Origin of the sequence: Bacillus nitratireducens, from assembly GCF_036320425.1 — a bacterium.
Taxonomy (GTDB): Bacteria; Bacillota; Bacilli; order Bacillales; family Bacillaceae_G; genus Bacillus_A; species Bacillus_A nitratireducens.
In genome coordinates, this window is record NZ_JAUMJO010000007.1 from 188,697 (window position 1) to 208,545 (window position 19,849).

At 35.4% G+C, this 19,849-nt stretch carries 17 protein-coding genes; 12 read left to right on the forward strand and 5 right to left on the reverse strand.

What is annotated here, in order from left to right:
• Positions 1 to 9: 9 nt before the first annotated feature.
• Positions 10 to 939, reverse strand: a complete 930-nt coding sequence (gene glsA, locus Q3V31_RS24250) for a glutaminase A (RefSeq protein ID WP_001149848.1) — start codon at positions 937 to 939, stop codon at positions 10 to 12.
• A gap of 324 nt (positions 940 to 1,263) precedes the next feature.
• Between glsA and nagE the strand changes: the two genes are divergently transcribed.
• From nagE to Q3V31_RS24305, 11 genes are all read left to right on the forward strand, one after another.
• Entirely contained in the window at positions 1,264 to 2,757 is a 1,494-nt protein-coding gene (gene nagE, locus Q3V31_RS24255) for an N-acetylglucosamine-specific PTS transporter subunit IIBC (RefSeq protein ID WP_000938875.1), read from the forward strand.
• A gap of 264 nt (positions 2,758 to 3,021) precedes the next feature.
• Entirely contained in the window at positions 3,022 to 4,272 is a 1,251-nt protein-coding gene (locus tag Q3V31_RS24260) for a serine hydrolase domain-containing protein (RefSeq protein WP_071735288.1), read from the forward strand.
• A gap of 193 nt (positions 4,273 to 4,465) precedes the next feature.
• Entirely contained in the window at positions 4,466 to 4,867 is a 402-nt protein-coding gene (locus Q3V31_RS24265; protein WP_000335535.1) for an LSm family protein, read from the forward strand.
• Between the two features lie 16 nt (positions 4,868 to 4,883).
• A complete protein-coding gene (locus Q3V31_RS24270; RefSeq protein WP_000899472.1) occupies positions 4,884 to 5,078 on the forward strand; it encodes an LSm family protein in 195 nt (64 codons plus the stop codon).
• Positions 5,029 to 6,639, forward strand: a complete 1,611-nt coding sequence (locus tag Q3V31_RS24275) for a glycosyltransferase family 2 protein (protein ID WP_141534431.1) — start codon at positions 5,029 to 5,031, stop codon at positions 6,637 to 6,639. The genes Q3V31_RS24270 and Q3V31_RS24275 overlap by 50 nt, the downstream gene beginning before the upstream one ends.
• Complete coding sequence (locus tag Q3V31_RS24280) at positions 6,629 to 7,873, forward strand: nucleotide sugar dehydrogenase (protein ID WP_097872334.1); 1,245 nt, start codon at positions 6,629 to 6,631, stop codon at positions 7,871 to 7,873. Before Q3V31_RS24275 ends, Q3V31_RS24280 begins: the two co-directional genes overlap by 11 nt.
• Entirely contained in the window at positions 7,870 to 8,835 is a 966-nt protein-coding gene (locus Q3V31_RS24285) for an NAD-dependent epimerase/dehydratase family protein (protein ID WP_000037039.1), read from the forward strand. Before Q3V31_RS24280 ends, Q3V31_RS24285 begins: the two co-directional genes overlap by 4 nt.
• Positions 8,828 to 10,375: a glycosyltransferase family 2 protein gene (locus Q3V31_RS24290; RefSeq protein ID WP_001130019.1), complete on the forward strand. Its 1,548-nt coding sequence runs from the start codon at positions 8,828 to 8,830 to the stop codon at positions 10,373 to 10,375. Before Q3V31_RS24285 ends, Q3V31_RS24290 begins: the two co-directional genes overlap by 8 nt.
• A 339-nt stretch (positions 10,376 to 10,714) precedes the next feature.
• A complete protein-coding gene (pflB, locus tag Q3V31_RS24295) occupies positions 10,715 to 12,964 on the forward strand; it encodes a formate C-acetyltransferase (protein ID WP_000195494.1) in 2,250 nt (749 codons plus the stop codon).
• Between the two features lie 69 nt (positions 12,965 to 13,033).
• Complete coding sequence (gene pflA / locus Q3V31_RS24300; RefSeq protein ID WP_000238490.1) at positions 13,034 to 13,765, forward strand: pyruvate formate-lyase-activating protein; 732 nt, start codon at positions 13,034 to 13,036, stop codon at positions 13,763 to 13,765.
• Positions 13,766 to 14,227: 462 nt separating this feature from the next.
• A complete protein-coding gene (locus Q3V31_RS24305) occupies positions 14,228 to 15,394 on the forward strand; it encodes a diglucosyl diacylglycerol synthase (RefSeq protein WP_016128292.1) in 1,167 nt (388 codons plus the stop codon).
• A 374-nt stretch (positions 15,395 to 15,768) separates the two neighbouring features.
• On the opposite strand, the gene Q3V31_RS24310 is transcribed toward Q3V31_RS24305, so the two are convergent.
• The 4 genes from Q3V31_RS24310 to Q3V31_RS24325 all read right to left on the reverse strand — a co-directional run bounded on the left by Q3V31_RS24310 (position 15,769) and on the right by Q3V31_RS24325 (position 18,954).
• On the reverse strand, positions 15,769 to 15,888 hold the full coding sequence (locus Q3V31_RS24310) for a YfhE family protein (RefSeq protein ID WP_000358484.1): 120 nt from the start codon (positions 15,886 to 15,888) through the stop codon (positions 15,769 to 15,771).
• A 110-nt stretch (positions 15,889 to 15,998) separates the two neighbouring features.
• On the reverse strand, positions 15,999 to 16,556 hold the full coding sequence (locus Q3V31_RS24315) for a GNAT family N-acetyltransferase (protein ID WP_329767409.1): 558 nt from the start codon (positions 16,554 to 16,556) through the stop codon (positions 15,999 to 16,001).
• Positions 16,557 to 16,797: 241 nt separating this feature from the next.
• A complete protein-coding gene (locus Q3V31_RS24320) occupies positions 16,798 to 17,928 on the reverse strand; it encodes an amidohydrolase (RefSeq protein WP_000698286.1) in 1,131 nt (376 codons plus the stop codon).
• Between the two features lie 120 nt (positions 17,929 to 18,048).
• Positions 18,049 to 18,954 (reverse strand): TIGR01777 family oxidoreductase, encoded by a 906-nt coding sequence (locus Q3V31_RS24325; RefSeq protein WP_000684399.1) that lies wholly within the window; start codon positions 18,952 to 18,954, stop codon positions 18,049 to 18,051.
• Positions 18,955 to 19,035: 81 nt separating this feature from the next.
• Between Q3V31_RS24325 and recX the strand changes: the two genes are divergently transcribed.
• Positions 19,036 to 19,848, forward strand: a complete 813-nt coding sequence (gene recX, locus Q3V31_RS24330; protein WP_000268515.1) for a recombination regulator RecX — start codon at positions 19,036 to 19,038, stop codon at positions 19,846 to 19,848.
• Position 19,849 lies beyond the last annotated feature (1 nt).

Below are 19,849 nucleotides of genomic sequence, written 5' to 3' on the forward strand. Positions count from 1 at the left end.
CTTCCGAAATTAAAATATACTCCAGCCTTCTTGGGCAGAAAGTAATTCAAGAATTTTAAAACCAGCGATACTATTTCCGTTTGCATCTAAAGCGGGTCCGAAAATGCCGATTCCCATTTCGCCTTTTACGCAGCCGAAAATACCGCCTGCTACACCACTTTTTGCAGGGATTCCAACGCGAATTGCAAATTCACCAGATTCATTATACATCCCGCAAGTAACCATAAATGTTTTACAAATTTTTGTAATATGTTTAGGGATAATTTGTTTTTTCTTGTATGGATCGTAGCCATCCATTGCAAAAATTAAACCAATACGTGCTAAATCGATACAGTTTACTTCAACTGCACATTGACGAGTGTATAAATCCATAAGTTCTTCAATGTCACAATCGATAATGCCGTTTTGTTTCATATAGTAACAAAGTGAACGGTTTAAGTAAGCAGTCTCTAATTCTGAATTGGCAACTTTAGAAGAATAGTTAATTGTAGGATTATCTGTTATTTCACGTACAAAATGAAGAATACGCTCCATTTTTTCTTCGTTATTTTTTCCTGCTAACATGCTTGTAATAGCTAGTGCACCTGCATTAATCATTGGATTAAGAGGTTTGGAAGGACTTGTTGTTTCTAACTTAATAATAGAATTAAAAGGGTCACCAGTTGGCTCCATTCCAACTTTAGAAAATACATATTCTTCACCACGATCTAAAAGTGCAATTGCAAGTGTAATTACTTTGGAAATACTTTGAAGAGTAAATAGTGTTTGTGAGTTGCCAGCATGGATATATTCTGTTTCTTTATGGAAAATGGCAATCCCTAAATCATCTGGATTTGCATTTCCTAGTTCGGGGATATAAGTAGCAAGCTTTCCTTTTTTCGTATATGGTTTTACTTGTTCTAACAACTGTTGTAAGTTGTTTGTTTCAATGCACTGCATAGTACCAACGCTCCTATTTCGAATTAACTAAGTTTACTTTTCCCGATATGCTCGGAAATAAATAATAACATGAAAAAGTGGAATGATAAAACGAAAGTTACATGTTATATCGTGGGTCTTTCGTTTTAAGTATTTTGTATTAAAAAAGGAGAATTTTCCTTTTATATAACAGTTTGGAAATAGGAGATTTATCCATAAAAAATTCAAAAATAAAAACTACACATCTATACAACTATATGTTATTATGGTTATGTAAATAGAAAGCGTTTTCTAAGGCGTACTTATAATGATAACGATTTCATAAATTTGATAGGGGGAATTAAAATGTTGCAGTTTCTACAACGTATTGGTAAAGCGTTAATGCTTCCAATCGCCGTACTACCAGCAGCAGGATTATTGCTTCGTTTAGGACAAGAAGACGTATTTAACATTCCTGTTATGGCACAGGCCGGTGCAGCAATTTTTGATAATTTAGCACTTATTTTTGCAATTGGTGTTGCAATCGGTTTGTCTATTGATGGTAGTGGAGCAGCAGGACTTGCTGGGGCAATCGGATATCTTGTTTTACAAAATACAACGAACGCTCTAAGTAAGGCATATTCAGCAGCAGAGCTGAATGATAAATTAAAAAGTGTTCAGGATTTAGTTGGTTCAGCAGATCCAACTAAATTAGCAGATACAATGACAAAAGTTTCAAAAGCAGCGGCGTTAACGCCAAAAATAAATATGGCCATACTCGGTGGTATTATTGCTGGGGTTGTTGCTGGGTTACTATATAACAAATTCCATAAGATTAAATTACCAGAATGGTTAGGTTTCTTTGCAGGGAAACGTTTTGTACCAATCATTACTTCTATTGTAATGCTTCTTTTAGGATTAGTATTCGGTCAAATTTGGCCAACGATTCAAAGTGGTATTGATTCAGTAGCACACGGCATCGTGAACTTAGGTTCAGTTGGTGCTGGTTTATTCGGATTATTAAACCGTTTATTAATTCCAATCGGTTTACACCACGTAATGAACACATACTTCTGGTTTGTACTTGGTGACTTTACAAATGCAGCTGGTGATATCGTTCATGGTGATATTGCACGCTTCTTTGCAAAAGATCCATCAGCAGGTATGTTTATGACTGGCTTCTTCCCAATCATGATGTTCGGTTTACCAGCAGCGTGTTTCGCAATGATTGCGGCTGCTAAACCAGAGAAGCGTAAAATGGTTACAGGTATGTTAGGTGGTCTAGCATTAACTTCATTCTTAACTGGTATTACAGAGCCAATTGAATTCTCATTCATGTTCTTATCACCAGTATTATATGGTATTCATGCTGTACTAACAGGTCTGTCTCTATTCATTACAACAACACTTGGCATTCACGATGGTTTCTCATTTAGTGCCGGGGCAATCGATTACTTCTTAAACTTCGGTATTGCAACAAAACCATTGTTACTAGCAGGAATCGGTTTAATTTACGCAGCAATTTACTTTGTAGTATTCTACTTCTTAATTAAGAAGTTCGACTTAAAAACTCCTGGTCGTGAAGATGAAGAGGAACTAGCTGAAGGTGAAGAAGCTCCAGTTGCAGGTTCAATTGGTGAAACTTACGTAGCAGCTTTAGGTGGAAAAGAAAACTTAACAGTTATTGATAACTGTGCAACACGTCTACGCTTACAAGTGAAAGATGCAGGTTTAGTAAATGAACCAGCATTAAAACGAGCAGGTGCAAAAGGCGTTATGAAATTAAGTAACACAAGTGTACAAGTTATCGTAGGTACAAACGTTGAGTCTGTTGCCGATGATATGAAAAAACACGTATAAATAGTTAGATAAGAGGATATCCAAAAAGATTGATAACAACAGTCTTTTCCAGGATATCCTCTTTTATTATGTTGAAATTTTAAAGGGAATCTTACTTTTGTAAATTTTCTTTTTCTTTTTTATACATATAGGTTGGTAATATGTTCAGCGCGTGATAAAGTAGGGATGACATAGAATGGAGTGTCTATAATCTACTGAAATGATTTGGAAAAAGTCTTGTGTAGATGAATTAAATTATCGGTAAATAAGGGGAAAAGGGTAATCATGGATCAGGAAAAAAATACTGTTAATGGGAAAGTACGTCGTCCGGTTGTATACATAAAAAGAACAATCATTCTCGTCCTACTATTTTCACTTGTATATTTCATGTATACAAAAATTGTTGCGCATAATAAAAAAGAGGAAACTTTAAAAGCAGCAGCAGAAATGAAGAAGCAAGAAGAGATAAAAAAGCAAGAAGAAATGAAAAGACAAGAAGCTGAAAAACAAAGAAAACAAAAAGAACAGGAAGAACAGATAAAGCAGGCGCAAGTTATAGAGAAACCTGCCGAAGGGCCGCCTCAAGAAATTAATGAAAACGCTCAATTGGATCAATATTTACAAAACGCAGGATTTAGTGGGACAGCTGTTATTGTGAAGAACGGAAAAGTTCTTTTGAATAAAGGATACGGTATGGCGAACAAAGAGAAGCAAGTACCGAATAATTCAGAAACGACCTTTTATATTGGCTCTATTTCAAAGGCATTTGTAGCGACTGCTATTATGCAATTAAAAGATCAAAATAAATTACAAGTAGAGGATACGATTGCAAAGTATATTCCAGATTTTCCTCAAGGTAATAGCATTCAACTAAAACATTTATTAACACATACATCAGGGATTCCGGAATATGAGCAGGGAACAGAGGATATTTCTCATGAGGAACTGATAAAGCGGATAGGCAATCAAAAGCGTATTGCAGGCCCAGGAGAGAAATGGAAGTATTCAGATTCGAACTACTCTATACTTGCCTACATTGCCGAGAAGGTAAGTGGACAACCATTAGAAGAATATATTAAACAACATATTTTTGCTACTGCTGGTATGAAGCATTCTGGTTTTGGTAAAGCGTTAGAACAAACAAGATTCCCATCAACGGGTTATAAAATAGTAAATAATAATATGACAACACCTAACATTCCGAGCATGTCACAATTATATGGTTGTGGTGATATATATACGAGCGCGCATGATTTATATTTATTTAATGAAGCGCTATTCTCTGGAAAATTAATATCAAAAGAGAGTTATAATCAAATGTTTACTGCCGTCAAAAAAGATTACGGATTTGGCTGGTATGTAGACCCAGGCAGTTATTCAAATCATGGTGTAATGCCAGGTTGGAATTGCTTAAATGGATTTAGTAAAAATGGCAGTGTATATGTTGTTTTATTATCTAACATTCAAAACAATATTAAATCATTTGGCAAAGTGAATAACGACATTTATACGATGTTACGAAATATTGAAGTGTAAAAGACTATCCCTTTTGGATAGTCTTTTTTGTATTGAGAAAATATATCCACGATTATTCATTAATGTAATACAAAAATAATGAATATGTTCTAGAAAATGTATGTCTTACCTATCACAAAAAAAGCTGTTTTGTATACATTAAGATGTATGGATGTTATTTTTTATACTTTAAAAATAATAGGAGGAGAAGCGTATGTGTCTGTTCAGAAAATATTGGCATAAATTATCCAGACTGTTTAATAGACAATTAGGTTATTTTTTAGATGACAAGTTATTGCCTGCTGTGGAACGACTTTTATTTTCGCAAAACTTCGCAAGGTTTATTCAAAGAAATTCTAAGCAAGCTACGGAAGATTTTATAGAATCAAGTCAATTCCAATCTATTATTTGTAACATTTTAAAAGAATGTAATACATCACCATTTAAAGAAATTGCAAAGCAGTATTTAGGGAAAAACGTCGAAATTACTGTGACAGTTGGACAGTTAACGGGTGTTATTGTAGCAGTTGGTGACGATTTCTTAACGCTGCAAGAAGGAATAGGAACTGAAGTTTTATTACCATTTACAAGTATTATATCAATTAAAGAAGTGTAAGAAAGGAGACTTATATATGTTATTTACTGATGAATTGCGTAACCATGTTGGTGAGTTAGTGCAAGTTGTGACAGCTGTAGAAATTGTTGCAGGCATTCTTTTATCTGTGACGGATGGAGCAGTAAGTGTTCGTACTTCTCCTTCTTATGGACCACCGGAAGATGTACTTGTACGTATCCCTATTATTTCTTATGTTCGCTTGGAAGGGTAAGAGTGATGCAAGTATGAAAGTATCAGTTGTTATTCCTGTGCATAATGAAGCAAGTACTTTATCACAAGTCTTAGTAGAAGTGGAGAAGCTCGAGCCTTATGAAATTATCGTAGTAGATAATGGATCGACAGATGAGACAAAAGAGATAGCCTTCCAACATCATTGCCGCGTGATTTATTATAAACATTCTCTTGGCAATGATGTTGGAAGGGCAATTGGAGCTAGAAAAGCAAAAGGTGACATCGTATTATTTTTAGATGGTGATATTGTTATTGATAATGTAGAGCTACAACGTTTCGTGAAAGGAATCCAGCAGGGGCATCAAATTGTTGTGAATAATTTAACATGGTCTGTGTATTTAAAGGTGAGACCACATTATACGACAGTTGGAAAATGTATGTTGAATCGTTATTTGAATAAAAAAGAGCTTGTTGTCGGATCTTTAATCGCAATTCCACATGCGATGAGTAGAGAAATTATCGAGAGGTTTGGGTGGTGGAATTTAGCGGATCCAGCATTATTTCAAGCGATGGCGATGTCTAGAGGAGTAGATATTGTTGATATGGCTTCGGTCGATGTAATTCACACAAATAAAGTTCGTCCTGTGCATACTGGTATATCACCTGGTTCTCCTTATCCGAAAGCGACAAGTCGTATTATGGGTGATCATTTACGTGCTTTGCAATATGTAATCGAAACATATGGTAAACGTGGCGGTTTTTCGGAGGGAAATAGGGATAGAGAGTTTATAGGGAAGTATAAACCAGTTTTATTACAAAAGGAAAAGGCGAAATATAGTGCGATTATACCAGTGTCAGAAGAAAAAATGACTATCAGATCTGTTATACAAGAAGTGAAAAAAGCAGGTGTAGATGAAATTATAGTTGTTGCGAATGGAGCAGATGGTGAGACGATTAAACAAGCAAAGTTAGAGAATGTTATTGTAGTTGAATTCACGAAGGCGCTTGGCCATAATGTAGCACGAGCGATAGGGGCTATGCATGCTACGGCAGATATTTGTTTATTTGTTGATGGTGATTTTGCTATTCCGGCAAAAAAACTAATTCCATTTTTGCATGCTATTGAAGACGGGAATGATGTGGCGTTAAATGATTTGCAATGTTTGTTAGATATGTTTCACCCGGCAGATCCAATTAGTATGGGGAAATATTTCGTGAATTTGGTAGCAAAACGACCAGATTTATGGAACAACTCGTTAACGGCAGTACCACATGCTATGCGTAAAAAGGTAATAGAGAAAATTGGGTATGATTCTCTTATCATTCCACCATTAGCTCAAATGAAAGCTATTTTAGAAGAATGCTCCATTACAGCAGTGGAATTTGTAGATGTTATAAAAACAAATCGAGTACGCCCAGAGCAACATGGTTTTGTAAATGGACGTATCCCAGCATTTGACCGTATTTTTGGTGATCAGCTTGAGGCGATTGCGTATTTATTACAATATACGGACGAACGCGGAGGATTTACAGATGGAGAGCGGGATAGAGATATAATTCAACAATTGAGAAAGGAAGAAGAAAATATAGATGGATGCTAGTAGTAAAGTAACTATTATTGGATTAGGATATGTTGGCCTTCCTTTGGCTGTCCTTTTTGCAGAAAGAGGACATGCTGTACTTGGATTAGATAAAGATACTAGGAAGATAGAATTAATAACCAAAGGAGAAAGTTATATTCCTGATGTTTCTTCTAATGTATTACAAAATTTATTGAACGAAAGAAAATTAATAGTAAGTACACCAGATAAAGGTGTTACGGAGTTCCAAAATAGTGAGTATGTTATTGTGACTGTGCCAACGCCAATTAATGAGAATAAAGAACCCGATTTAAGTGCCCTCGTTTCATCCTCTTATTATATACAACAACACCTTCAAAAAGGACAAACCTTCATTTTTGAAAGCTCCACATATCCAGGTACACTGGAGGAAGTTATTATTCCTATTATTTCTCAAACAGGTAAAAAGGTAGGAGAAGATTATTATATTGGGTATTCTCCAGAGCGAATTGATCCAGCGAATAGCCAGTATTCAGTTGAAACAATTCCAAAAGTTATTAGTGGACAAACCGAGCAGTGTAAACAAAAAGTACAGGATTTATATAGCACTATATTTGATGTAGTCGTTCCAGTTAGCTCTCCGAAAGTAGCAGAGATGTGTAAGCTATTTGAAAATATTCAGCGTTTAGTTAATATTTCATTAGTAAATGAGTTAAATATACTTTGTGAAAGTTTGAATATTAATTTTTATGAGGTGCTTGAAGCTGCATCTACAAAACCGTTTGGATTTACTCCGTATTGGCCAGGACCAGGAATAGGGGGACATTGTATCCCGGTAGATCCTTTGTATTTTCAATGGAGAATAAGAAAGGCTGGAGCAATTAGTCAATTAATTGAGGCAGCACATGTAATTAATGAAGAAATGCCAGAGAAAATAATCGGGAAAGTGAAAGGTGTGGTGCAATCACCAGCAACGGTTTTAATTGTAGGGATTGCCTATAAGAAAGATGTAAATGATTTGAGAGAATCACCAGCGTTGCCGATTATTCAATTATTAATAAAAGAAGGATACAAGATAGAATATCATGATCCGTATATTTCTACAGCGAAAATTGGGGATACACTATATCAATCCGTCTCATTAGATGAACAAAGAATTAAACAAGCGGATTGTATTTTAATTGTAACGGATCACTCTAATATCGATTGGAATCTATTTAAAGGAATTGAGCGATTAATAGATACACGTGGAATTATAAAGAAGGTGAGTGTATGAGTAAGAAATGTTTAATTACAGGTGGAGCAGGATTCATTGGGTCGCATCTAGCTGAAGAATTGGTGAAAAGAGGTTATGAAGTCACGATTGTGGATAACTTCTATAAAGGGAAAATTAAATATCATGATGAGTTAATGAAAGAAATTCGGGTTATTCCAATAAGTGTTTTAGATAAAAATTCTATTTATGAATTAGTAAATCAACATGATGTAGTATTTCATTTAGCGGCAATATTAGGTGTTAAAACGACAATGGAAAAAAGTGTAGAGCTTATTGAAACAAATTTTGATGGGACGAGAAACATTTTGCAAGCAGCGTTAAAAGGGAAGAAGAAAGTAGTATTTGCATCTACTTCTGAAGTATATGGAAAGGGAGAGCCGCCATTCTCTGAAGAAGGAGATCGTTTATACGGGGCAACTTCTAAAATACGCTGGAGTTATGCAGTTTGTAAAACGTTAGAAGAGACATTATGTTTAGGGTACGCATTAGAAGGTTTACCGGTAACAATTGTTCGTTATTTTAATATTTATGGTCCAAGAGCGAAAGATGGTCCGTATGCAGGGGTAATCCCACGATTTATCCGTGCGGCTTTACAGGGTGATGATATTCTCGTGTATGGAGATGGAAAGCAGACACGTTGCTTTACGTATGTAAGTGATGCGGTTGAGGCAACAATTCGTGCAATGGGTGAGAATGTAAATGGTGAAATTATTAATATAGGTTCTGAGAATGAAAAAAATATTAAAGAAGTAGCAGAAGTAATCAAAAAACTAACGGATTCTTCTTCGAAAATTGTACAGGTTCCTTTTGAAGAAGTATACCCACATGGTTTTGAGGAAATTCCAAATAGAAGACCAGACGTAACAAAATTAAGAGAACTTGTTCAATTTCAAGCGACAGTAACGTGGGAACAAGGATTGAAAGAAACTATTAAATGGTTTCGTGAAGAAAGCAATGGCTAAGTCATTATCGGTTATTATTCCCGTATGTAATGAAGTAGATACGATTTCAGACGTGATTCAATCGGTAAAACCGCTAAATCCAGTAGAGATTATTGTAGTAGCAAATGGTTGTAATGATGGCACAGAAGCGATTGCTGAGAGCCTAGGATGTACAGTAATCCAGTATAAAGAGTCACTTGGTAACGACGTTGGACGTGCAGTTGGTGCGAAACATGCGATAGGTGATGTATTACTGTTTGTAGATGGTGATTTTGCTATTCAAACTTCAAAACTACAACTATTCCTTAATCCGATTTTGCATGATCAGGCGGATATCGCTTTAAATAATTTGGACGCATTATTTTTAAAGAATCAAAAACCACATTCTATTACAGTATGGCGCCAAATATTAAATGCAATGTTAGAGCGCGAAGAATTAAAAATTGATTCTTTATTATCTGTACCTCATGCGTTGACGAAAGAAGTCGTTCAAAGTATTGGATATGAATGTTTTGTTAATCCTATTGTGGCTCATTTACGCTTAGCACAAAGTAAATGGAAAATTAGTCGTCATTGTGCAATTGACGTTATTACGCCGAATAAATTTCGTCCACTTGAGCATGCTGCGTATGGCACGGATCTTTCTCAATCTGAAAAACGAATGATAGGTGATCATATAGAAGCTGTAGCAGAGCGGATAGTAGGCAGCGATGAGCGCGGAGGATACTATGATGGAAATAGGAAAAGAGAGAGTGTTTATCATACTTTAAAATTTGAAGAATTTTATCAAGGATGGGGCGTTACATCTAACTTGTATAAAGGAGAGAAATTATCGGTAATTATTCCTGTACAAGATGAAGAGAAAACAATTGGGAACGTTATAGAAGAGCTTCGCAAAATTGAACCTTTTGAAATCATCGTTGTTGTAAATGGTTCGTCCGATAAAACGGCAACAATTGCAAAAGACAAGGGAGCAACAACAATTGTATATAAAGAAGCACTTGGAAACGATGTAGGGCGTTCGCTTGGAACTTATTTTGCAAAAGGAGAAATTGTGTTATTTATAGACGGCGATTTTGTTATTCCAGCTAGTGAGCTATATCCCTTTGCAAAAGCAATTGCAGATGGAACAGATGTCGCATTAAATGATTTAAATCATTATTTAGATTTGAGAGTACCACTGCATCTTGTAACTGCATTTAAATATGCATTAAATTTAGCTTGTGATCGAAAAGATTTGGGAGTAGGCTCTCTTATTGCTGTACCTAATGCGTTTAGCCGGATGTGTTTGAAATCAATTGGGTATAGATCGTTACTGTCACCTTGCGTAGCGCAAGTGAAAGCTATTCTTTCAGGATTCGAAATCGCATGTGTAAGTCGTGTTGAGGTCGATAAGATGAACCGTATTCGTCCCAGTGAACATTTTGCAAAAATAGGTCATCCTCCAGCTGTCCTTCGAATTATAGGTGATCATATAGAAGGATTCGAGCAATTAATTGTATTGGAAGGTAGTCGTGGTGGATTCGATGATGGGAATAGAAAAAGAGATGTTTTAGAGTAGTAACAAAAAAAGTGTACAACGTATGTACACTTTTTTGCTCTGTTATAAAAACTATAACAGATTAGGAGATAAGAGTATTACAGCTCTACAATGGGTATCGTTCTTATATTACAAAATAGGACTCGTATATAAGAATACCAAAAAAATACAATTAAAGAAAGGGTTAATTCTAAAGAGTTTTATATGAGGTTAACACTATGTATGTAGTAGTTTGCTCAACATTTCACAAACATGTCACAACTATTTCGTCCACTTTCGAAAAAAAGTAGTATTCTAAGTGTGTAAGCTGTTATATAAAAAATCTTAGTCCTGTACTAATCAAAAATGGAGGAGATTAGGATGACTCAAGTATTAGAAAATGTAAAAAACGCGTGGGAAAACTTTAAAGGTGAAAAATGGAAAGCAGAGATTGATGTTCGCGATTTCATTTTAAATAATGTAAACGTTTACGAGGGAGAGGACTCTTTCTTAGCGGAAGCAACTGAAGAAACGAAAAAACTTTGGGATCAAGTAATGGATTTAACAACAAAGGAACGTGAAAACGGTGGCGTTCTTGATATGGATACAAAAATTGTTTCTTCTATTACATCACATGAACCAGGATATTTAAATAAAGATATTGAAAAAGTGGTCGGTTTCCAAACTGATAAACCATTTAAACGTTCTTTACAACCGTATGGTGGTATTCGTATGGCGGAACAAGCTTGTGAAGCGTATGGATATGAAATGGATAAAGAACTTAGCAGTATTTTCAGAGACTGGCGTAAAACTCATAATCAAGGTGTATTTGATGCATACACACCAGAAATGAAAGCGGCTCGTAAGTCAGGTGTTATTACTGGTCTTCCAGATGCATATGGACGTGGACGTATTATCGGTGATTATCGCCGCGTAGCATTATATGGTATAGATCGTTTAATTGAAGCGAAAAAAGCTGATTTTAATTTAACTGGTGGTGTAATGAGCGAAGAGACAATGCGCTTACGCGAAGAATTATCTGAGCAAATGCGTGCACTTCAAGAGTTAAAACAGATGGCTGCTTCTCATGGATTCGATATTTCTAAGCCAGCTACAAATGCACAAGAGGCTTTCCAATGGTTATACTTTGCTTATCTTGCAGCAATTAAAGAGCAAAACGGGGCAGCAATGAGTCTTGGACGTACATCTACATTCCTAGATGTTTACATTGAAAGAGATTTAGCAAATGGTACTTTAACAGAAGAAGCAGCACAAGAAATTGTGGATCACTTCATTATGAAATTACGTCTTGTGAAATTCGCAAGAACACCTGATTATAATGAGCTATTCTCTGGTGATCCAACTTGGGTAACTGAATCTATCGGTGGTATGGCGTTAGACGGTCGTCCGTTAGTAACAAAAAACTCATTCCGTTTCTTGCATACATTAGATAATTTAGGACCAGCTCCAGAACCAAACTTAACAGTTCTTTGGTCTAAACAATTACCAGAGAACTTTAAAAACTACTGTGCGAAAATGTCTATTAAAACATCAGCAATTCAATATGAAAATGATGACATTATGCGTCCTGATTACGGCGATGACTACGGTATTGCTTGTTGTGTATCAGCAATGAGAATTGGTAAACAAATGCAGTTCTTCGGAGCGCGTGCAAACTTAGCGAAAGCATTACTATATGCGATTAACGGCGGTAAAGATGAAAAATCGAAAGCGCAAGTTGGTCCTGAGTATGCACCAATTGCTTCTGAAGTATTAGATTATGAAGAGGTTATGCATAAGTTTGATATGACAATGGAATGGTTAGCGGGTCTATATTTAAACACATTAAATGTTATCCACTACATGCACGATAAATATAGCTACGAACGTATTGAAATGGCGCTTCATGATACAAATGTTCTTCGTACAATGGCAACAGGTATCGCAGGATTGTCTGTAGTAGCGGACTCATTAAGTGCAATTAAATACGCAAAAGTAAAACCAATTCGTGATGAAAATGGTATTGCAGTTGACTTTGAAATTGAAGGAGATTTCCCTAAATACGGTAACAATGATGACCGTGTAGATGAGATCGCTGTAAATCTTGTGAAAGCATTTATGAATAAACTTCGTAAGCATAAAACATACAGAAATTCTGTTCATACAATGTCAATCTTAACAATTACATCTAACGTCGTATACGGTAAGAAAACTGGTAATACTCCAGATGGCCGTCGTACTGGAGAACCATTTGCACCGGGTGCAAACCCAATGCATGGACGTGATACAAAAGGTGCATTAGCGTCACTATTATCTGTAGCTAAATTACCATATGAAGATGCACAAGATGGTATTTCTAATACATTCTCTATCATTCCAAAAGCACTTGGTAAAGAAGATGATGTACAAGTACGCAACTTAGTATCTATGCTTGATGGATATGCAATAAAAGAAGGACATCACTTAAATATTAACGTATTTAATCGTGAAACATTAATGGATGCAATGGAGCATCCTGAAAAATATCCACAATTAACAATTCGTGTATCTGGTTACGCTGTTAACTTTATTAAATTAACTCGTGAACAACAAATTGATGTAATTAACCGTACAATGCATGAAAGCATGTAAGTGAAAAAAGTGTCCCTTCGCTTTTAATATATAGCGGAGGGAGGCTGTTTCAATAAAGGAGGAAGTAACATGGTAAAAGGAAGAATACATTCTGTAGAGTCTTGTGGTACTGTTGATGGCCCAGGGATTCGTTATGTCATATTTACACAAGGGTGTTTATTACGTTGTCAATATTGTCATAATGCTGATACGTGGGAAATCGGTAAAGGTAAAGAAATAACAGTTGAAGAAGTGATGCAGGATGTGACATGTTACCTTCCATTTATTGAAGCTTCTGGAGGCGGTATAACGGTTAGCGGTGGAGAGCCACTATTACAGCTAGACTTCTTAACCCAGTTGTTTAAAAAATGTAAAGAAGCTGGTATCCATACAACGATCGATTCTTCTGGCGGTTGTTATTCTGAAGAGCCAGAATTCCAAAATAAGCTAGATATTTTAATGGACTATACAGATTTAGTTTTATTGGATTTGAAGCATATTGATTCAAAGAAACATCGTAAATTAACAGGGAAACCAAATGAACACATTTTACAATTTGCTCGTTATTTATCGGATAAAAAGAAACCAATTTGGGTAAGACATGTATTGGTCCCTGGTGTTACCGATGGTGAAGAGGATCTGCAAAAATTATCAAGCTTTATTCAAAGTCTATCGAATGTTAAGAAAGTAGAAGTGTTACCATACCATAAACTCGGTGTTTATAAATGGGAGGCACTTGGACATAAGTATCCACTTGCGGATGTGAATCCACCGACAGAAGAAAATGTTGAGCATGCGAAACATATTTTAAAAGCAGTCTAATCCAAATATTGGATTAGACTTTTTGTTTCTTTATCCCTCTATTTGTGGACAGTAAACGCCCACTGATTATTAGCCTTCACTTTATAATAAAATCTAGAGTATATATTCAGAACAGAGTATACTGAAGAAAGAATATCCATATTTTTGTAAAGAATAAGCGGAGAAATTTACATAATTGTAAAGGGAAATCAAAATAGTAAAAAGAATTAAGAAGTAAAAGAGTGAGTATCATGGAATATAGAACATTTGTAAGTTATTGCGAAAGCTCTTATAGGAAAGTATAATGTAAAGATATGAGCACAGATAGGATTAAGGGGTCAATCTTATATGCTTTGCATATCCACGACAGGTACATAGCTAACAGGGGAATATTGGAATCCGAGTATGTAATGTTTAAGGAAAATGTTTTTCCTATTGTCGTATATGCAATATGGAGAAACAAAAAGCTAGGAGTGGATTTGTTTGATAAAAAACCCCAAGGTTTTAATATTAACTGCACATTACGGTAACGGTCATGTGCAAGTAGCGAAAACATTAGAACAAACCTTTCGCCAAAAAGGAATCAAAGATGTAATTGTATGCGACTTGTTTGGAGAATCACATCCAGTTATAACCGATATTACAAAATATTTATATTTAAAAAGCTATACGATAGGAAAAGAATTATATCGTTTGTTTTATTATGGTGTAGAGAAAATTTATGATAAAAAAATAGCATCGTGGTATGCGAATTTTGGAAGGAAGCGTTTGAAGTCGCTATTAGAGGTAGAGAAACCGGATATTGTTATTAATACCTTTCCAATCATCGCTGTACCAGAATTGAAAAAGCAAATAGGTATTTCTATTCCTGTTTATAACGTATTAACAGATTTTTGCGTTCATAAAATATGGATCCATCGAGAAGTAGATCGTTATTTTGTAGCAACCGATCATGTGAAAAAAGTGATGGTTGATATTGGTGTGCCTGCAGAGCAAATTGTTGAAACCGGGATTCCGATTCGTAGTAGTTTTGAGCTAAAGATAAATCCAGAAATTATATATAATAAATATCAGTTATGTAAGGATAAAAAGATTTTACTAATTGTAGCAGGTGCTCATGGTGTGCTAGGAAGTGTAAAAGAACTATGCCAGTCATTTATGTCAGTACCAAACTTACAAGTAGTTGTCGTTTGTGGGAAAAATGAAGCTTTAAAGCAGGAATTATTGGGGCTGCAGGAGCAAAGTTCTGATGCTTTAAAAGTATTTGGTTATGTTGAAAACATTGATGAGTTATTCCGTGTTACTTCTTGTATGATTACGAAGCCAGGTGGCATTACATTAAGCGAAGCAGCAGCATTACAAGTACCTGTCATTTTATATAAGCCTGTCCCAGGACAAGAAAATGAAAATGCGTTGTATTTTGAAAGAAAAGGTGCTGCAGTTGTAATCCGTGATGATAGTGAAGTTTTTGCAAAAACAGAGACGTTATTGCAAGATGATATAAAGCTTCTCCAAATGAAAGAAGCGATGAAAAGTATTTATCGTCCTGAACCAGCTGGTCATATTGTGGATGCAATTTTGGCAGAAAATCATGCAGAGCCGAGTCGTATACCTATTAAATCACCAGCTCTTGCCGAATCTTTTACTTAATATGAAACCCCTCTTTTAAACTTTTAAAGAGGGTTTTTTTATTATTGTAACAAAAGTAAGCGTGAATTATTAACTTATCCACAAAGGATTGCGCTTTCATTAGACAGTAAAATCGGAATATTAACAACTATATCCACATAATCCACAATTTTTAGAAAATTATCCACAATTCGCGCGTTTGGTGTTCATTTAAATGAATGAATTCGCAAAAGGTTTTTGGAATTTATGCACAATTCTATGGGTTTTGTGGATAAAGTTGTCCACAAAAAAGGTTCCTTATTTATAAGGAACCTTTTTTGCCAATCCATTGGAAAATCTTATGCAATGAAACTGAATAATTAGGGGGGAAAACCTTCTAATTATTCAGTTTCACTTTAAATACTTTTTGAGCGATATCCCGCTGCACGATCTGCTTTTCGAAATTCTCGTTGATAAAGAACTTCTTGTGTACTAGATAATGTGTTTTTTGCTTTGTCACGTTTCTTTTTATCCATTACAAATCACCTCGTGTCTTAAAGTCACTATCTATCGTTTCCAAAGACATGGGGTGATATACATATATGTCAAACTAGTATTGAATAATTATCATTTCAAAAAATTTAGACTATGCTTCTTTTAATTGATGAGCATCTTGGAATGTTGTATCTCGCATTGTAGCAAGTGTATATTGATCTTTTGGAATTTCATATAGGTTATATACTTCTTCATTTGCGTTAATTTCATCATAAACGGCTTTTCTTGTTTTATTTGCTAGATTTACATATTGTAGTTTTTCGGCAGCTTTAATAGAACGAATATTTATTTTGCGAATACGCATAAAAATTGTTTCAATATCTAATTCATAGAAAAGTTCACTAAAAAATGAATCTTTCGCCAATTTATTATAGCCTTTGCCATGGTACGGTTTTCCAAGCCATGTTCCAAGAAATCCGGCTTTTTCTTGCACATCAAATAAAGTAATTGTTCCGATAGGGTTACCCCATTCATCTAAAATTGTGCGTGAAATTAATTCCCCACGCTCTTCAGCTTCAATCGTTTGTTTCGTTAAAAATAAATATTCCTCATAAGAATAAGCCTTTTGACGCACAAAAGGGAAGACAGCTGGATCCACCATTAATTCGTATAGAACGTGGCTGTCGTGTAAGTCGCGTTTTTTCAACACACTAACTCCTCCTCACACGAGGGTAGCATGACGAAAAAGCACCCCACCCTCGAAATTTTTATATCAATCTTTAAAAAATTTCGGGGTGGGAATCGAACCCACTAGAACCAGTTTATAACGCTGGTGGCGCACCATTTGCCTTCCCCATTCATCAATTTGAAAATGATAATCACGACACAAATTGATTATGGTTTCATTCAGTTTATAATCGTATAATACTTTATCTAGTCAAAAAAATAAACTAGTTTTTTTTATTTTTTTTGTAAATTATTTTCCCATCAATCATAGTTAGTACAGGCTTGGCTAAATAATGGAAAGGATGATGTGTCCATAGCACGAGATCGGCGTCTTTTCCAACCTCAATGCTTCCAATTCTATCCTCTAAACGTAAATTTCGCGCTGGAAATATAGTGATTCCTTCCAATGCAGTTTTCTCGTCTAATCCTTCCCTTACTGCGACAGCAGCACAAACATTTAAATATTGAATGGGGGTATAGGGATGATCTGTTGTTATAGAAACTTCCACTCCATTTTTTGATAATATATGGTAAGTATCCCATGTTTTGTTTTTTAGTTCGATTTTAGAACGGCGTGTAAGAGTGGGGCCAACTGAAACCTTCAAATTGTGTTTCGAAAGCTCTTCAACAATAAAGTGTCCTTCTGTACAATGTTCAAGACGTAAATCAAGATTGAATTCTGTTGCAAAGCGTAGAGCAGAAGTAATATCATCTGCGCGGTGAGCGTGGATACGTACTGGTATTTCCCGGCGAAGTGCTTTTAAAATGGGAAGCATTCGAAAATCAGCTTCATGTCCATAGTGTTGTGCTTCGTAGAATGATTCTCGAAGTAAACCCATAATACCCATACGTGTAATTGATTCTTTTGTTCCGTTACTATGAACTTTTTTAGGGTTTTCTCCAAAGGCAATTTTTAAACCAGCAGGTTCTTGAATAATCATATGATCAATACAAGTTCCAGCAGTTTTTATTACACAAGTAGTACCCCCGATAATATTTTGACTCCCAGGCATAACATGAACAGTTGTAATACCATTTTGTACAGCATCTTGAAATGCAATATCAAAAGGATGGATTCCGTCTAAAGAACGGATATGTGGTGTTGAAACTTCAGAGGTTTCATTTGCATCATTTCCAGCCCAACCAGTGCCTTCATCATAGAGACCAAGGTGAGTATGGACATCAATAAATCCAGGTAAGAGATGAAGAGCTCGCGCATCTATAACGGTCATATCTTGAGTAGGCTGAATAGCAGGTTTGACCTCAGCAATTCGTTCGCCTATAACGAGTACATCACCTTGGAACTTTGGAGATGTAATAGGGTACACAATGGCTTGTTTGAGCAATATTTTCATAGGTACCTCATTTCTGTTACTTTACAATGTTAATGGAATTTCAGAAAAAGTAACTGAAAGGTTATTTGTGTAGTAATGCTCTGGATCCTAGACCCCTTGTAAAACTGTGTTTTAGAAGTACTACATTGTATGCGAAAGTATATTTTGTAATGCATGGTTTACTGTCGGAAATGTGTATTGGTACCCATGTTCAATTGCTTTAATAGGTAATACATGTTGCCCTTCCAGTACAAGTATACTCATCTCACCCAATAAAGCGTGAAGCATAAATGAAGGGACAGGTAACCAATGAGGCTTTCCCATTATAGTTGCAATGGTTTCTCCAAATTCCTTCATTTTTATAGGGAGTGGGGCTGTAATATTAAGAGGACCATCAATTTCTTCTTTGTGTATGATGAAATCAATCATGCGAACGACATCGTCTATATGAATCCATGATAACCATTGGTTTCCAGATCCAATTGTACCTCCGATATAGAATCGATAGGGAAGTAGCATTTTTGGAAGGGCTCCTCCGTCTGCACCTAATACGACTCCGAATCTTGAGTAGATTGTTCTTATTCCAAGAGAACGTGCTTTAGATGCTTCTTGCTCCCATAAAAATACTGTTTCTGCTAAAAAGTCATTTCCTAGAATTTCTTGCTGCTCGGTAAAAGACTCTGTTTCAGATGTTCCATAGTATCCGATAGCGCTTGCGTTAATAAATGTGTGTGGTTTTGTACCAAGTGCTTGCAATTGTTTAATGAGTCCTTTTGTTGTTTGAATTCTACTGTTTAAAATTGCTGCTTTTTGTTTCTTTGTCCATCTACTATTAATAGACTCTCCAGCTAGATTAATAACTACATCGATAGAAGAGAGGGGGAATGTCTGTAAATCCGGTGTCCATTGTAAGTATTGAAGGTTAGTGTGTGAAGTTTCAGCAGTTTTTTTTCGAGTCAGAATGTAAACAGTATATCCTTTTTGAATAAAAAAAGTAGAAAGGTATTTACCGATAAAACCGGTGCCACCAGAAATTGCGATTTTCACAATCATTTCCTCCTCATTATATATATTCTTGAAAAACAAAAATGTTCCTCGACTATGTTAAAATAATAGAGAGGTGAGAGTATGGCTGTCATTACAAAAATAGAAGTACAAAAACGATCAAAAGAACGATTTAATATTTATATTGATAAAGGTCAAGGTGAAGAATACGGATTTAGTGTGGATCAAGTAATCTTAATGAAACATGGATTACAAAAAGGGTTAGAAATTGATGAAGTAGCGTTAGGCAATATTTTGTACAACGAAGAGGTACAAAAAGCATATTTACAAGCAATCTCCTATTTATCCTATCAAATGAGAACGAAACAAGAAATAGAAGATTTTTTACGGAAAAAAGAAGTGGGACAGGCCGTCATCTCTGAAGTCGTTTCGAAATTATTACATGATCGATATATTAATGATAAAGAGTACGCCATTTTATATACGCGAACGCAAAGTAATGTGAATCGAAAGGGTCCAACTGTTATAAAAAGAGAGTTATTAAATAAAGGTGTTCAGGATCTAATCATTACACATAGTTTACAAGAGTATCCAAAGGAGAAGCAAATTGAAAATGCTTTGGTTCTTATAGAAAAGAAGAAAAAATCTTATCAAAAGCATTCATTTTTACAGATGAAGCTAAAGTTAGACGAAATGCTTGTTCGTAAAGGGTATCCTAGAGATGTGATTCAAATTTGTCTTGAAGAATTGAAAGACGAAAAAGATGACGAACAGCAACAAGAAGCGTTACACTATCATGGGAATAAATATTATGAGAAATATAAGAAGTATGATGGATGGACATTCGTAAATAAGATGAAACAAGCGTTATATCGAAAAGGATTCTCTATTGATGAGATAGAGATATTTTTACAAATGAAACGTGAAGAGGGATGAG

Bases quoted from the DNA above. Each gene is read 5' to 3' on its own strand.
- glsA (WP_001149848.1), bottom strand. From the start codon at position 939: ATGCAGTGCATTGAAACAAACAACTTACAACAGTTGTTAGAACAAGTA.
- nagE (WP_000938875.1), top strand. From the start codon at position 1,264: ATGTTGCAGTTTCTACAACGTATTGGTAAAGCGTTAATGCTTCCAATC.
- Q3V31_RS24260 (WP_071735288.1), top strand. From the start codon at position 3,022: ATGGATCAGGAAAAAAATACTGTTAATGGGAAAGTACGTCGTCCGGTT.
- Q3V31_RS24265 (WP_000335535.1), top strand. From the start codon at position 4,466: ATGTGTCTGTTCAGAAAATATTGGCATAAATTATCCAGACTGTTTAAT.
- Q3V31_RS24270 (WP_000899472.1), top strand. From the start codon at position 4,884: ATGTTATTTACTGATGAATTGCGTAACCATGTTGGTGAGTTAGTGCAA.
- Q3V31_RS24275 (WP_141534431.1), top strand. From the start codon at position 5,029: ATGTACTTGTACGTATCCCTATTATTTCTTATGTTCGCTTGGAAGGGT.
- Q3V31_RS24280 (WP_097872334.1), top strand. From the start codon at position 6,629: ATGGATGCTAGTAGTAAAGTAACTATTATTGGATTAGGATATGTTGGC.
- Q3V31_RS24285 (WP_000037039.1), top strand. From the start codon at position 7,870: ATGAGTAAGAAATGTTTAATTACAGGTGGAGCAGGATTCATTGGGTCG.
- Q3V31_RS24290 (WP_001130019.1), top strand. From the start codon at position 8,828: ATGGCTAAGTCATTATCGGTTATTATTCCCGTATGTAATGAAGTAGAT.
- pflB (WP_000195494.1), top strand. From the start codon at position 10,715: ATGACTCAAGTATTAGAAAATGTAAAAAACGCGTGGGAAAACTTTAAA.
- pflA (WP_000238490.1), top strand. From the start codon at position 13,034: ATGGTAAAAGGAAGAATACATTCTGTAGAGTCTTGTGGTACTGTTGAT.
- Q3V31_RS24310 (WP_000358484.1), bottom strand. From the start codon at position 15,888: ATGGATAAAAAGAAACGTGACAAAGCAAAAAACACATTATCTAGTACA.
- Q3V31_RS24320 (WP_000698286.1), bottom strand. From the start codon at position 17,928: ATGAAAATATTGCTCAAACAAGCCATTGTGTACCCTATTACATCTCCA.
- recX (WP_000268515.1), top strand. From the start codon at position 19,036: ATGGCTGTCATTACAAAAATAGAAGTACAAAAACGATCAAAAGAACGA.